Below are 14,815 nucleotides of genomic sequence, written 5' to 3' on the forward strand. Positions count from 1 at the left end.
GCTCCTCGGGGCGTTCGAGCAGCTTCAGGCTCACGTCGATCAGGCGGGCGGCATCGGTGAGGTCGGCGGAGGCGGTGTCGAGGCGCTGGTTGAGGTGCCGCCGCTGGCGTTCGATGTCGCGGAGCTTGGCTTTGACCTTGGTTTGCGGCAGGGTGCCGTCGGCTGCGAGGTCGATCAAGTTTTCCTCCTGGGTGTCGAGTTCGGCGAGCTGGGTGGAGAGCTGTTGATGCAGCAGTCGTGCGGATTTCTCCTGTTCGCTGATGACGGTGTCGATCTGGGTTCGGACGTCGCTGATGAACGCCTGGCTGAAGCGGATCGTGGCGTAGTGCCGTTCGATGGCGTCCTCGACGAGTTCGGCGTTGACGTGTGGGGCGTCGCAGGTGCTGTTCTGCCGGTTGCGGCAGAAGAAGTACAGGTATTCGGCGCCCTTGGAGTTGACGGTGCGCTGGATGATCATCCGTTGGGTGACTCTGGCTCGGCGGCAGCGCCCGCAGAACAGCGAGCCCTTGAGGTAGTGGTGGTGCACCCGTCGCCGCTCCTTGGCGGCGGACCGGGCGTTGATCCGGTCCTGAACCCGGTCGAAGAGGTCTTCGTCGATCAACGGGTCGTGCCGGCCTCGGACCTCTTCGCCTTTGTAGGTCACGTAGCCGATGTAGTAGCGGTCCCGCAGCATCTGGGAGAGCTTGTTGATCGAGACCTTCTTCGCCGGGTGCTTGGCGGTAGGGCGGGTGCGCAGGCCGCGGTCGTAGAGTTCGTCGGCCAGCTCATCGAGTGTGTAGTTGCCGGTGTCGTACAGCTCGAAGGCGAGCTGTACGAAAGGCGCCCGCTCGTCGTCGAGGACGATGGTGCGGATCACCCGGCCGTCGGAGTGGTCGATGTGGTTGAGATACCCGATCTTGGCGCGGCCGAGAGTGCCGCCAGTGCGGGCTTTTTGCCCCATCTTGTTGGCGATGTCGGCGCCGGACTGGCGGGACTGGTACTCGTTGAAGGTGGCCAGGATGCCGTGCATGAGCTGTCCGACGGGCGAGTCATCGACCGCTTCGGTGGCGGAGACGAGCGTGACGCCGCGCTTGCGGAGGTCAGCCATGACGATGGCGTCGTCGTAGCGGTTCCGCGCCATGCGGGAGAGCATGTAGACGATGACGTAGTCGACATCACCCTGAGCGCGCACGCGTGCCAGCATCCGCTGGAATGCTTCCCGTTTGGTCATCTCCGTCGCTGAGCGGCCGGGCTCGACATACTCATCGATGACGGTCAGGCCCAAGTCCTTGGCCTTGCGCAGGCACGCCTCCCGCTGGGCCGGGATGGAGATGCCCTCGGGGTCGTAGTCGGTCTTAACCTGCCCAGTAGAGGACACGCGCAGGTAGATCACCGCCCGCGCGCCTGGTTCCACGTCATCCGCGGGGTGCTCGACAGGAACAGCGATGTCCTGCTGCAACTCGTCGTTGGAGTCAGCGTATGCGCTGGTCATGACAGCCCTTCGTGATTCGGTGTGAGCAAAGGGATTTTCGTCCAACGGCTCACTGGTCAACAGCGGCGCTGTGGCCCACCTGTCGGCCATTGACCTCGCGGCCCAGGTCATGGCTAGGGGAGCAACCGTCGCTCAGTCCAGTGCTGGAGGCGCGTGCGGCACGGCGATCTTCGAGTACTCCTTCTTCCTCGAACTGTGCAAAAGAGCCCAGCATCTGAACCTGGAACCGCCCCTCGGGCGTCGAGGTGTCCAAGGACTGGTCGATAGCCGAGCGGAAGGCCACGCCGTAGGCGTCCAGCTTTCCGAGCAGGAAGTGCAAGTGACGCACCCTGCGGGACAGGCTGTGGACGTGGTCCAGCAGGACGTCGAGCAGTCCGGCGCGGGCGGCATTCAGAGCCCGTTGCAGACCCGGTCGGTTCAACGTGCGCCCGGACGCGTGGTCAGAACATCGCATGACCGTGTGCCAGCCGGGTCGAGACTCCACATAGGACTGGATGAAGTCGTCCTCTCCGGCCGAAGGCCACCGGGTGTAGATCCCGACCCGGACCGATTCCGGGGAGTTCAGGCTCGCTGTTCCCCGGCTGAGGTCGTGTAGTTGAGGCGGTGCGTGGGACATCGTCAGACCTCCTTGCGAGTGTTGCGTAACCGCGTGCTCGGTGTGGTGGCGGTGCGTGTTGAAGGGAACTCCCGGACCTACGCTGCCCGGCGAGGTTGTCGCTGGTCAGCCGTCGTTGCGCTGTCCGATGCGTCGGTGTCGGCCAGGGCCGGTTGCTCATCGTCGGTCTCGTCCTCCAACATCTCTGCCGCGAGGCTGGCGACCACTTGCGCGAGCTTGTGGATATCTGGTGGATCGCGGCGGACACCGCGAACGACCAGGTTCTGGCCGGTCCGGCGGGCGTTGCCTCGCCTTCGCGTCTTCCTGGCTGATGCGCTGGCGTTGCCCCGCGGCTGGGGTTCGGTCGGAACCGTAACGCCGGCGCTGTCGTCGACGTGGGGCAACTTGGCGACGTTGCCGGGTTCGTGTTCGCCTCCATCGGTTGAGGCGTGCTGGGCGTGGGGTTCGTCGGGGCACATGAGCGCACCTTTCGAGCCCGCGAGCCCGCTGCCGAGCGGGAGGTCGCGGGCGCTGGTCGGCCGGTTGGGCAACCGTCGACGCAGCGGACACACCCCAGCCGGGTCACCCGCGGCCCTTACCACGGGGGCTTGATCGGGCGCGGGCACGCGCCATGACGCGCGCTGTGGTGGCTGGGGGTGTCGGCGTGGGCGATCAGTGGGACTTCGACTCCCCGACTGCTCTCGGGCACTCATCGGGGCCAGTACTCCACCGACCGACTGGACCTCGGCGCCCCGGGGCACACCCGTACGGGAAGCGCTCGGTACTGGGTGGGCGGCGCGGGACGGTCGACGCGCGGTCCAGATTTCAGTAAGCGGGATCAGGCGGTCTCACTCTGTTGATTCGCAATCACGATTCAGCTCGTAGCTCGTACTCCCTTCCCGATAGCGCGTTATGGCGTTGGGGACGCGACGTTTCGGATCGTCCGCTTTCGGTCAGGCCGCCTCTCCGGCGTCGCTGGGTAGTTCACCGAGCAGCCGACGAATGAATATGTCGTGATAATCCGGCCGCAGGTCAATTCCTTGGAAGGATCGGCCCAACTGTCGCGCGGCGAGGCCCGTCGTGCCAGCGCCAGAGAAGGGGTCGAGAATGCGGCCGTTTTCCGGGCAGCCCACCGCGATACACCGCTGCGGAAGGTCGACCGGAAACGGAGCACAGTGCGCATCCGGCAACGGTCGTGTGGAGAGCGACCAGACGTCGCCGACATTCTTCCCGGTTCCCCGCGGCTGCCACGGGGACCGGACCGTGTGCGGCTTGTTGCCCCCACGATGGTTCTTCCGATGCTCCGGACGGCTCTGCGACAACGGTTCGAGCGCGCGGGCTGCGTCGAAGTAGTAATCCGGCTGCTTCACCAAGAAGAAAACCATCTCGTAGCGCGCGGAGAATCGATCCGATGCCGGGTCCGGTATGCCGTTGGGCTTGTGCCAGACCATCGCGTTGCGAATAATCCACCCGTCGTGTTGCAAGGCGAGAGCAGCCCGCCACGGAATTCCCATAAGGCTTTTGTGACGAACGATCGAGGTGGTCTCTTCGTTCGTTATTTTGCGCGTGCTTCCCGTGCCGCTGTTGTGGTAGCTAAAACCATCTCGGAGATTGAGCCAGTACGTTCCCCGTGGGGTCAGCAAGCGCCAGACTTCCGCGCTCACCTTCCGCAGCCGATCAACGTAATCATCGATCGTCGGCTCCAGGCCATATTGCCTATCATGCGCAAGAGCGCCGCACTTCCTGCAACGCTTGTTCACGCTCGAACGAAGCCACGAGGATGTACGTTTCTTGGTAGTCCGGCGTTGATGGGGTGTTGTTCCCAAGGTATGTCGGCATTCCGGGTTTCCGCCGATCCAGACCGCAGTTCCGTAATCACGCAATCCCCAGTGGGGCGGCGAGGTGACGACACAATCCACCGAGGCACTGGACATCGATTCCATGACCTGAAGTGCATCGCCAACATGCAATTCGATGGCGTCCTTACGATAGTAGAGCCTGTTCACGCGACACCTCGTTCGGGAGTTTCTTCGCGACGTGCGGTTGCGGGGAGGCGGAAAACGAGCACGTCAAGATGAGCAGAGATGGCGGTCGTGGGGCCGTGAATATCTGTGCTTTCCGGGAGGCGCCCCGCGCGGCTGACGATTCTCGGGCGCACCCGGTTTCCTCGAATGGGCGCGGTCAGGGCGATGCAGTGGTCGGCGGGGACGAGACCGATCGCGTCGGCGGCGTCGTGGATCTTGCCGGGCAGGTCGAGCAGCCGGCCGTGACGGCGCCACGGGCGGCAGATGATGACGATGTGCCCGCCGGGCCAGACCCAGTCGGCGACGGCGTCCAAGTCCTCATACAGCCCGACCAGCACCCGGCTGGGGTCGCTGCGCGGGGTGTGCCGTAGCCCCGTGAACACGAGGTCGACGGCACCGGGCAGCTCGGCGGCGCGGGGGTCGTCGACGCTGTCCAACAGGGTCGCGGTGCCGACCGGGCCGGCGAGGCGGGCGAGGTCGAGGTTGGCTTCCAAGGCGGATTCCCACCGAGGATCGGCGGGCAGGCCGAGCGCGTCCCGGCCCGCCCGGAGGGCTTCGGCCAGGACCAGTCCCGGTCCCGGGTTCGGGTCGCAGATGGTGTCGCCGGGAGCGGTGTAGGTAGTGATGATCTGCCGCGCGACCTCCGGGGTCAGTGCGGTATCGCTGCGGGTGGCCCCGACGTGTCGGTCCGCGACCTGCTGGGCAGGGGTGGTGCGGCCGGTGTCCCAGACGCTGCCGGGGCGCAGGGCGGTCTTAGGCATGGCGGACCTCCGGAAGCGGGGTCGAACGACGGAACACGGAGGCGGTGGTGTGGATGCGGCGGTGGCCGCCGAGAGCGATCTCCCGGCGCCTGCGCCGGGTCGCCGGCCGAGGGGAGGACGGGGGTTCGTGAACCAGGATCAGCCGGTCGCTCAAGATCAATCCGGCCAATGCCGCGGCCCGCGACAACTGCCCCGAATGGCCCACTCGCGCCCGGTGATCGCTACTGTGCGTGAGTACGACGACGGTGCCGGCAGGAGCTAGCGCGGCCGTGAAGTCCGCCATCGCGAACGGGTCCGCGGGCTGCTCGGACCAGCCCGTAATGATCAACTCGAAGCCGTCGGAACCCGGACCGGACTGCTCGCCGGGGACTGCCGGTCGGTCGGGTTCGCGACGGGATCGGTCGTGTCGCCGCCCCGGGGTCCGAGTCCGGACCCGGACCCCGGGGCGGCAGGCAGCTCCCCACCCGCCGCGGCGAATTCCTGATCGCTGTGAGACCGGAAGTCCGGATCGGTGGTCGCGCCGCGGCCGAGTCGGAGGACGGACTCCACGAGTCGGTCCCGACGCGTCCGGCTCGAACCGGTCGTCGGGGACTCGGGGGCTGCGAGCATGATCCGGTCTCCGGGCGCGGTGTAGGTGGTGGTGATCATCGAGACCGCCGCGGTGACGATCTCGTCGGCGTCTGCGGCGGGGTCGACAAGGCACAGCCGCACCGTCGCCGACACCGGCGGGCCTGTGCGTTCGCGGACCACCCCAATGCGAGGGCTCGGTTCGTGGCTGTCGGGGGTGTCGGGAGGCGGTACCTCCGGGAGCGGGAGGGCAGACATCGCGTGCTCCGGTGATCGGTCGGTCTTGCCAAGGACACCCCTGAAGTCCGCGAAAACGGCCTCGATTCGCCACCGGCCTCCAAGATTTTTTTGAAGAGTTCTCAGCCGGAGTGGACACCTAGCGTCACTGGCTTCGTCTCCGCTTAGTTGATCTTGAGATGGCCTATGCAAGATCAACGGCCGCTCCGGCTGGCGGGGGCCAGTAGAGCCCGCGGTGGGCTTGTCCAAGATCGTCCCGGAAATTTCTCAAGATCCTTTTTCTTGTTCCGTCTCTCCGTCTGCTCGGGATGACAGCAACGGAACAGCGTCTGACTAACGCCGCAGCGCACAGGATTGCTGTTCGTCTAGATCGCGATCTTGAAGTTGCTCAGAAGATGATCTTCTTGTTCCGGAACAAGAAGATCATTTTAGTTTCGTCTTAGTACGGAACCGTGCGCTGCGCTGTTCCTCTCCTGGCCCTCTCGGCGGCGTCATCAACCGCCGTTCGAGAGGAGCCGAGCGATGGCTCTCCCCACTCGTTCCGAGCACGAAGAGTGGCCACACAATCCGCTGGATGCCGCCCGTGAAGCCTTCGGCTGGCTGACCGCGGGGGATCACCCGGTGGCTGTGGACGGCCGCCTGTTCGACCACCTTCCGGCCCGGATCATCTCGGTCGACGAACTCCGGGACCTGTTGCTGGACCAGCGCTGCCCCCGCCGGGTGTGGGACCAGGTCTGGGCACACGTGATCAGCCGTGCCCGCATCGAAGGCAGCACCTGGACGATCACCGCGGTTGGGCTGGCGCTGCCCATGTTGACCCCCTTGGCGGCCCGGCTGACCGAGCGCTACGCCGACGACCCCAGCGACATCCACGCCGAGGTCCTGCGGGGGTTCCTGGACGCGCTGCACACGGTCGATCTCGCCGAGGGGCGGATCACGGTTCGGCTGCGCAGCCGCCGTCGCCAGCGCATTCCGCGACGCCCGGAACGTCACCATCGGTGATCCCGGCCCGCACCACCCGCTCACCCAGCGCTGGCAGCACCGTGAACAGCAGCTCGGCGCCGACCTACATCGAGCCACACGGACCCTGATCAGTCGCTACCCCGAAACCGTGATCTGCGCCGCGCTTCTGCTCTCGTCCTATTGGGGCCACGCGGCACGGCGATACCCACCCGACGACCAGCACCAGGGCCGCGCCCCCAACGCCACCTGGGACGACCACGTGCCCGGCCTACCCCATCGCGACGATTTCGACCGCGAAGTCCGCAAGCGCTTCGACCTACCCCACACACGCGAACCCGACTGGAGTCCCCTCAGCAACCTCCACGTGATCGCACGACACCGGTGGGCACCCGAGAACCCTTGATCCCCGAAATCCAGACAAGGACCAGCTCAAGTGGGCCCCGGGTCTCTGGTTACTCGACCAACCGCAAAGTAGTGATCACTCGATCGTGGCGCTGGTCGGGGCATTAGCGTCCGCACATGCGTCAGGACTGGACATCGGGCGAGCTTGTCAATCACTCGATGCTGTACTCGGTCTATCTTTGCTGCTCAGCAGTCGTTTAAGCGCTGAGTTGGCCTGTGTGACGTGGTTTTTCCGCTCGGCCTATCACACACGGGCAGTTTCGATCGTCCGGCTATGCCGCTTCAGTGGCGCCGCACCATTGGGGACACCGGGACTATTTGTGACCACTTGCCAACTTACTGTAAGTAGCGGTCGTAGAGATGCCGCTTGACAAGACGGGTGAGACCTATTAATGGACGAGGTCCAGGGCGGCTCGGATGATGCTCTCGGTGTCGAGGCCGTGGTGGCGATAGACGTCCTCGAGATCTCCGGACTGCCCAAACCGGGTCACGCCTAGGTTGTTGCTGGCCACTTGGTTGATGTTGGCTAGGAACGCGAGCGTGTGCGGGTGTCCATCAAGGATGGTTACTATCGGTGCGGCGCGGTTGGCGGGGAATACTTGGTCGAGGATCCAGCTGGAATCGTCCCCGTTTCCACGCCGCGCTTGTAGGGCGCGGAAGAGCAATCCTGGACTGGTGACGCACACGACGTCCGCGGAGCACTCGAGTTCATCGAGGCGGTCCGCTGCTGCCAGCGCCTCGGGCAGCAGGGCGCCCATCGCCGCGATCGTCACGGTCGGTTCGCGCGGTCGGCGCAGCGAATACGCGCCTGCGACGACTTGCTGGCGGCGGCGTTCGCGCGCTGCGGAGTCCTGTGGAACCCGCGCGAGTTTCTGGTTCACCGGTCTGGTCGAGAGCCTCAGGTAGGTGGAGCTCCCACTTGGTTGCCCCAGCCGTGCCAGCGCGGACAGCAAGCACCATTCGACGTCGATCGCGAACGCCGGCTCGTAGGTCGTGCACCCGGGCTGTTCGATACCGATCGACGGCGTCGTAACGGACTGGTGAGCACCGCCTTCGGCGGCGAGGGTCACTCCGGATGGCGTTCCGACGAGGATAGACTGCCCACCAGCGTAGGTGCCGAACGACCACGGTTCCAGGGCACGCTCCACGAAGGGGTCGTAGAGCACGCCGATAGGTAGCAATGGTTGGTTCCACCGGCTCCATGTGGCACCCAGCTCTCCCAGCAGGCCGACGAGATTGGTCTCGGCGATGCCCAGCTCGACGTGTTGCCCTTCCGGATTTTCCCTCCAGTGCAGCATCGTCTCCGGGTCGTCGGCGAACCAGTTCGTGCCCTCGGCCGGTGACCACGTCCCCACCTTGTTCAACCAGCCGGCGAGGTTTGTCGTCGACGATACATCGGGGCTCACCGTCACTACGCGTTCTGCCGCCTGCGGTGATTCCCGCGTCAGGTCGAGCAGCGCCCGCCCCAGGGCCGCCTGGGTCGTCGCCGTCCCGCCGGGAGTCCGGCCGATGTCACTCGGCAGCGCGAACGACTGCGCCGTGGGCGGCTCGTCTCGCCGGAGGCGGGAAGCTGTCGCCGTGCACAGTCGTCCTGCGGGGCTCTTGGCTGCGAAGCGTACCCACGGGTTCTCGAGGTTTGTGCCGGTGTCCGTAGCCAGCTGGAGCATCTGCGCGCGGGTAAGCAGGGACGAGTGGTTCTGCGGGTGGCCCCGGGTGGGCAGCCCGTAGCCCTTGACCGTGTACGCGAAGATCACGGTAGGGCGCGTATCGTCGATCAGGGCGTACGCGTTGGTCAGGGCGTCGAAGTCGTGCCCGCCGAGGTTGTGGATCGCTGAGCGTAGCGCGGCATCGTCGAGCTGGTGCAGCAGGGACGCGATCTCGCCCGCCGCCGAGCCAGTGCCGGGGAGGCGCTCGCGGAGTTCCTTCGCCGTGCAGCGGAGCATGCGCTGGTACTCGGGATTGCTCATCGCGTCGATGCGAGCGCGCAGCGCGTCGCCACCGGGTTCGGTAAACAGATCCTCCAGCTGGCGACCGTACTTTGCGGTGAGCACCTGCCAGCCGGCGGACGCGAACATGCCTTCGAAGCGTCTGGCCGCGATGTCGGGGACGACCCGGTCCAGGGATTGGCGGTTGAGGTCGACGATCCACACGATTTCGCCCAGCTTGCCCACCGTCGGATCGAGGATCGCTTCCCATACCGCGCCCTCGTCCAGCTCCGCGTCACCCAGGAGCGAGTACTGCCGACCCCAGCCTGCACCGCCGAGGTGGCTGTCGATGTACCGGCGGGCCACGGCGCCCCAGATGGGGGCAGTGGCGCCGATCCCGACGGATCCGGTCGAGTAATCGACCGGATCAGGGTCCTTCGACCGGCTCGGATAACTCTGCAGGCCGCCCAGAGAACGCAACGAGGTCAGGTAGGACTCGTCCAGCTCACCCAGGAGGTAGTTGATCGCGTGCAGCACCGGGGAGGCGTGTGGTTTCACCGAGACCCGGTCGTCCGCGGTGAGCTGGGTGAACCACAGCGAGGTCATGATCGAGACCATCGAGGCACTCGACGCCTGGTGTCCGCCCACCTTCAGACCTGACGGATTCGGACGTACCCGGTTGGCGTGGTCGATGATCGCGGTGGACAGCCACAGCACGCGCTCCTCCACCTCGCGGAGCACATCGGGGCTGGGCCCCTCACCGCGGGCGGGAACGTCGTTGTGCGCAGGAATGACACTGGTCATCCGTCGTTCACCTCCGTGCGGATGCGAGCTGCGGTGGAAGTGCAGATCGATCCACAGACCAACAGAAGACCGACACAAGTACAATGTGTCGAGAAAAAGTTGAGCATAATGCACAACAGTCCCCTCTGTGTCTGCGGCGAGGTCGAGCACGATGAGAAACGACGGCGGCATCGACGCCGTCGATGCTCGGCTGCTTATGGCGATGGCTGCGCAGCCGCGAGCCACCGTCCTGGCCCTGTCTGAGTTCCTGGGCATCTCCCGCAACACCGTGCAGGCGCGTCTAACCAAGCTGGAGCAGCGCGGAGCGCTGGCCGCCTTCGAGCGTCGCATCGATCCCGAGGCCCTGGGCTACCCTCTGCTGGCGTTCGTCACGACCGTCGTGACGCAGCGGGAACTCGACGACGTCGCCGACGCGCTGAGCTGCGTTCCAGAGGTGGTCGAAGTCCACGGACTTAGCGGTGAGGCGGATCTCTTGGTGCGCGTAGTCGCCAGGGACGCGGACGATCTGTACCGGATCGCAGGCAAGGTGCTGGCCATCCCGGGAGTCGAACGCACCAACACCGCGCTCGTCATGCGGGACATGGTCACCTACCGCCTCGCTCCACTGCTCGAACGCATCGCCGGAGAGCAGCAGTGACTACGTTGCGACCATCTGCCGATCTGAATCGGCCTTGCTGTCTCTTCCCGTAGAACGCGGCCACGTACGCGCCATAAGGGACGATGGTGACTGACTACGTTCTGAGGAGGTTGCTTGTCCACCACGGCAACACCAACTACGTCCGGTGGCGCGCGCGCCGCGGTGTACGAGCGCATCCGCGAGAACATTGCTGACGGCACGCTCCCGCCGGGTGAGTGGATCCGGGAAGGGCCGTTGGCGGTCTGCTTGGCGGCAAGAGCTAGGTCGCTCATGGTGAAGCTTTTTGAATTCGTGGCCACCCACGTCTTTGGAGCCGACGATCGCACGCGCATCCTGGCCGACCACGAACGCGGCGATAGCGCTCTCCTGCATGACGCTCGTCGTAGCTGTCTTCGTCCGGCTTGTCCTTGGCTTGCAGGAGTGTGCTCATGGTGACGTGCGGTCACTGCCGGAGCTGAGTCGTCACGGCCGGTCGCCGTTCATGGCTGAGCACCTGCCCGTTGCGTTGCCGCGCCGACCTGTTTCAAACGGGTGGTGACGAGTTCAGTGATCGCAACCTGGTCGTAGAGCTACGAGGCGTAGTGAACGCAGCGTGGGGGGAGCTCGTTGTGCATGCGGTAGAGCGCGGCTCGCGCAGCCCTTGCGAGCCGGTATCGCGACGACTTGTTCCGAGCGCCGCGGTTCGAGCCCAGGCGGTCGGCGTGCCGCGGGAGCGCGGCCCGCCCGCGGCAAGCGTCATTCGGTTCCGGACACCTCGTCTCGGCTGACCTGCTCAGTGAGGTAGCGCTGCATCAACTCCCGAGCATCGAGCCGGAAGAGGTTCAGCCGACGGGTGTGCCGCAACAGCAGCAACCCGGAAGCGTGCGCGAACGCTTCCGCTGTCAGGCGGGTGGCCGCCGCTGCACCGAACAACTCTTCCGCGGCACGGCGGGCCGGTTCCAGGGTGGCGAGCAGTGCCGCGTTGAGATCGCGATTGGTTTCCTCGTCGGAGAGCCCGTGCGGTGCCATTCCGCCGGAGAACAGGTAGAACCCCATGTCCAGGTCGCGGGGGTTCTCGTCGTAGAAGTCGAAGAAGGCCAACCCGGTGGCGACGTAGCGGGACGCTGCGGTGGCGGCTTGGGACGCGGCGGTTTCGGTCGCGTTCTGTAGCCGCTTGAGCGATTCGTTTAGTGCCGCCGCGTAGATGTGCTCTTTGCTTGGGAAGTAGCTGTAGATCGCTCCCGGGGTGTAGCCGGCCTCTTTGGCGATCGCCCGCATACTGGCCTCACGCAGGCCGTCACGTGCGAAAACGCTCAGCGCTCCCTCGAGTATCAGCGCTCGCTTGGTCTCGCTCACCGCGTCGAGTCGGTCCGCGCGCGCACCCTCAGACATGTCCTTTGCCCTTCCTTCGTGTTGACGGTGACGCTACCCTGTGAACAGCGTTCAATCGAATGAACACTGTTCAATCGTCGAGAGGGAGAGTCAGTTCATGACTGCCGTCGCCGCCATCGGTGCCAGCGAGCGAGTCGCCGACTGCACCGACCGCTTCCAGACCTTCCTCGACCAGGAGGTCGCCCCGATCGAAGAAGAGCTGGCGCAGCAGGGTGCTGGCACGGCCAGCCGGCCGCAGTTCGACGAGCTGGGGCGGATGCATCCGGCGGTGTGGGAGGCGCGGCGGCAGGTGCAGCGCCGCGCGGGTGCGCTTGGCCTCTACGCGCCGCACAACTCGGTCTCTGCTGGTGGCAGGGGTTTCAACCGGGTTGAGATGCATCACGTGGAGGAGTTCGTCTACCGCCGGTCCGGGCTTGGGCTCGGCCTGGCCGCGTTGGCCTGGACGGAGGGGCCGAACCCGGCGATCGAACACTGCTCGCCGACCATGCGGGAGCAATATCTGCAGCCGCTGATCGCGGGGGAGATCACGGCGGCGTTCTGCAACACCGAACCCAGCGTCGGCTCCGACGTCCTGGCGATGTCGACGCACGCGACCCGGGACGGCGACGACTGGATCATCAACGGGAAAAAGGCGTGGATCACCAACTCGCACTTCGCCGACGTCCTGCAGGTCGTGGCCGTCACCGAGCCCGGTGCCCGGACCCGGTCGCTGTCGATGTTCCTGGTCGACGCCAACGCGCCCGGGGTCACCCGGGGGCGTGATCTGCCCACGATGATGGCCGACGGTCTGACCGGCACCCTGGAGTTCAACGACGTGCGGGTTCCGGCCGAGAACGTCGTCGGCGAGATCGGCGACGGTTTCGCGCTGGCGATGTCGTGGATCAACTGGCGCCGGCTCTGCCGCGGTGGCATGTGCGCGGGCTGGGGCGCCTGGCTGCTCGAGCGGGCCCTGGACTACACCCAGCAGCGCACCTCGGGTGGCGAGCCGATCGCCGCGCAGCAGGCGGTGCAGCACATGTTGGCGAACATGGACGCCGACATCTACCAGGCCCGCGCGACTTCTCTGGTGGCGCAGGCCGAGCTCGATGAACTAGGGCCGTTCGCGATCCCGATGCACTCCGATGCTCCCCGGTTGATCAGTCTGGTCAAGGTGATCAACGACGAGGCGTTCTTCCGCGTCGCAGACACCGCGGTGCAGGTGCGCGGTGCGATGGGGCTCATGCAGGACTCGCCGGAGGAAAAGCTGTTCCGGGTCGCGCGAAACCTCCGCATCCCGGCAGGAACGTCTGAGATCCAGCGCAACGGGATTGCGCGAGGCCTGTTGAAGAGGCGAGCTGCATGACGACCTTGACGACCCCGCTCACGCAGTACTCGTCGGGCGGGGGGTGTGCTTGCAAGATGCCGCAGAGCCTGCTCGACGACGTGTTGGCGTCGTTGAATGCGGGCGATGGCGACCCCGCGGGCAGTGGCCGCACCAGTCCTGCTGGTGCGGCTCTGAGGGTCGGGTTGTCGCCCGCAGATGATGCGGCTGTTCTTGACGTGCCTGGCCTTGAGGGCCGTTCCTTGGTGGTGACCACCGATTTCCTGACTCCGATGGTGGATGATCCCTACGATTGGGGACGCATTGCGGCCACCAACGCCCTGTCGGACGTCTACGCGATGGGTGGGCGCCCGCTGTTGGCGCTGAACCTGCTCGCTTGGCCGGAGAACCTTGACCGTGCCCTGCTCGCGGAGGTCATGCGGGGAGGCGCGGGCGCGGTCGCCGATGCTGGCGCGGTGCTGGCCGGCGGGCACAGCATCGTTGACCCGGCCCCCAAATACGGGCTGGCCGTCGTGGGCGAGGTCGACGAGAACTCCATCCTGCGCAAGGGCGGAGGTCGTGCCGGTGACCTGCTCGTGTTGACCAAGCGGCTCGGCGCTGGGGTCATCGGCACGGCGGTGAAGCGGGGGCAGGCACCGGGCTCGGCCGTCAGCGAGGCGGTCGCCACGATGAGCCGTTCCAACGCGTCCGCGGCCGGGGTGGCGACCACCGCGGGGCTGCGCGGTGGGACCGATGTCACGGGCTACGGCCTCATCGGCCACCTGCACGAGATCGCGCTTGCGGCCGGTCTCGAGGCCCGAATCCGGCCGGAGGCCGTGCCGCTACTGCCCTCGGTTGCTGAGCTCGTGCGGCAGGGTTGTGCCCCTGATGGCAGCCGTCGCACTCTCACCGACGCGCTCGCCGCGGGCTGGTTCGACCCCTCCACCGCCGACCAGACCACGCAGCTGCTGCTGGCAGATGCCCAAACGTCCGGCGGTCTGCTGCTGTGCGTCCCCCCGGCCATCGCGAGCTCGACGGTCGCGGCCTTGGACGAGCGGGGTGATGCGGATGCAGCCGTGGTCGGAGAGCTCGTAGCCGGACGTCCTGGACACGTCGCGATCGAGACACCGCCAGGCGCCGGTGGAGGGGAGTCGGGATGGACCGTTTGAGTTGTGTGACCGGCCGGTTCCAACCGGTTCATGAGCAGCACTTGGAGCTGTTCGAAATCGCGCTGCGTGATGCCGACCATCTCATCATTGCGATCACCAACCCTGATCCCGGTGCGCGGCAGGAGGAATCGACTTCGGCGCACCGGCATCTGTCCGCGGCCAATCCCTTCACCTACTTCGAACGTGCCCGGCTCCTGTACGCGGCATTGGCCGACCGGGGCTGGGTGGAGAAGACGACCATTGTGCCGTTCGATCTCACCCGGCCGGAGTGCTGGCCGCACTATGTCCCGCTGCGCGCCCGGCAGGTGGTGCGTGTCTACAGCGACTGGGAGCGCTACAAGGCGGGGCTGCTGGCTGATGCGGGTTATTGGCTCACGGTGCTCGACGGTGATCCCGCTGCCAAGGTCTCCGCCACCGACATCCGCGCACGCCTGGAGGACAAGACGGCGACGTGGACGGACATGGTGCCAGCCTCCATCGCACCGATCCTGACTGAGCTGCTGAAAGAGCGGTCAGCAGCACGCACTGGAGGTCGATGATGACGCCACCTGGATACGGCGAAACCCAGCCTCGGCTGGACGACGACCGG

The 14,815-nt window shown here is 66.1% G+C and carries 11 protein-coding genes and 1 pseudogene; 5 read left to right on the forward strand and 7 right to left on the reverse strand.

Annotation, left to right across the window (positions count from 1 at the left end; translation table 11 throughout):
• Positions 1 to 385: 385 nt before the first annotated feature.
• From INP57_RS29395 to INP57_RS06635, 5 genes and pseudogenes are all read right to left on the reverse strand, one after another.
• Positions 386 to 1,582, reverse strand: a pseudogene (locus INP57_RS29395) (recombinase family protein); the annotation flags it as partial.
• Positions 1,521 to 2,087 (reverse strand): recombinase family protein, encoded by a 567-nt coding sequence (locus tag INP57_RS06620; RefSeq protein ID WP_200069129.1) that lies wholly within the window; start codon positions 2,085 to 2,087, stop codon positions 1,521 to 1,523. The pseudogene INP57_RS29395 and the gene INP57_RS06620, both read right to left, overlap by 62 nt.
• A gap of 77 nt (positions 2,088 to 2,164) precedes the next feature.
• Positions 2,165 to 2,545: a hypothetical protein gene (locus INP57_RS06625; protein WP_200069130.1), complete on the reverse strand. Its 381-nt coding sequence runs from the start codon at positions 2,543 to 2,545 to the stop codon at positions 2,165 to 2,167.
• A gap of 474 nt (positions 2,546 to 3,019) precedes the next feature.
• Positions 3,020 to 4,072: a DNA-methyltransferase gene (locus tag INP57_RS06630; RefSeq protein WP_200069131.1), complete on the reverse strand. Its 1,053-nt coding sequence runs from the start codon at positions 4,070 to 4,072 to the stop codon at positions 3,020 to 3,022.
• Positions 4,069 to 4,851, reverse strand: coding sequence for a TRM11 family methyltransferase (locus INP57_RS06635; protein ID WP_200069132.1), 783 nt, complete (start codon positions 4,849 to 4,851; stop codon positions 4,069 to 4,071). The genes INP57_RS06630 and INP57_RS06635 overlap by 4 nt, the downstream gene beginning before the upstream one ends.
• A 1,326-nt stretch (positions 4,852 to 6,177) precedes the next feature.
• Here INP57_RS06635 and INP57_RS06640 point away from each other — a divergent pair.
• The gene (locus INP57_RS06640) at positions 6,178 to 6,657 is read left to right on the forward strand and encodes a hypothetical protein (RefSeq protein WP_233626969.1); all 480 of its coding nucleotides are present in this window, start codon (positions 6,178 to 6,180) and stop codon (positions 6,655 to 6,657) included.
• Positions 6,658 to 7,409: 752 nt separating this feature from the next.
• On the opposite strand, the gene INP57_RS06645 is transcribed toward INP57_RS06640, so the two are convergent.
• Positions 7,410 to 9,749 carry a transketolase-like TK C-terminal-containing protein gene (locus INP57_RS06645; protein ID WP_200069133.1) on the reverse strand — a complete coding sequence of 780 codons (2,340 nt, stop codon included), beginning with the start codon at positions 9,747 to 9,749 and terminating at the stop codon, positions 7,410 to 7,412.
• A 151-nt stretch (positions 9,750 to 9,900) separates the two neighbouring features.
• Here INP57_RS06645 and INP57_RS06650 point away from each other — a divergent pair, with 151 nt between their 5' ends.
• The gene (locus tag INP57_RS06650) at positions 9,901 to 10,386 is read left to right on the forward strand and encodes an Lrp/AsnC family transcriptional regulator (RefSeq protein WP_200069134.1); all 486 of its coding nucleotides are present in this window, start codon (positions 9,901 to 9,903) and stop codon (positions 10,384 to 10,386) included.
• Between the two features lie 735 nt (positions 10,387 to 11,121).
• Here INP57_RS06650 and INP57_RS06655 read toward each other — a convergent pair.
• Positions 11,122 to 11,721 (reverse strand): TetR/AcrR family transcriptional regulator, encoded by a 600-nt coding sequence (locus INP57_RS06655; RefSeq protein ID WP_200069135.1) that lies wholly within the window; start codon positions 11,719 to 11,721, stop codon positions 11,122 to 11,124.
• Between the two features lie 133 nt (positions 11,722 to 11,854).
• On the opposite strand from INP57_RS06655, the gene INP57_RS06660 reads away from it, so the two are divergent.
• The 3 genes from INP57_RS06660 to INP57_RS06670 are packed head-to-tail and all read left to right on the forward strand — an operon-like array spanning position 11,855 to position 14,765.
• Complete coding sequence (locus INP57_RS06660; RefSeq protein ID WP_200069136.1) at positions 11,855 to 13,099, forward strand: acyl-CoA dehydrogenase family protein; 1,245 nt, start codon at positions 11,855 to 11,857, stop codon at positions 13,097 to 13,099.
• On the forward strand, positions 13,096 to 14,226 hold the full coding sequence (gene selD / locus INP57_RS06665; RefSeq protein ID WP_200069137.1) for a selenide, water dikinase SelD: 1,131 nt from the start codon (positions 13,096 to 13,098) through the stop codon (positions 14,224 to 14,226). The genes INP57_RS06660 and selD overlap by 4 nt, the downstream gene beginning before the upstream one ends.
• A complete protein-coding gene (locus INP57_RS06670; RefSeq protein WP_200069138.1) occupies positions 14,214 to 14,765 on the forward strand; it encodes an adenylyltransferase/cytidyltransferase family protein in 552 nt (183 codons plus the stop codon). Before selD ends, INP57_RS06670 begins: the two co-directional genes overlap by 13 nt.
• The last annotated feature ends 50 nt before the right edge of the window (positions 14,766 to 14,815 follow it).

The organism is Saccharopolyspora galaxeae (assembly GCF_016526145.1).
Taxonomy (GTDB): Bacteria; Actinomycetota; Actinomycetes; order Mycobacteriales; family Pseudonocardiaceae; genus Saccharopolyspora_C; species Saccharopolyspora_C galaxeae.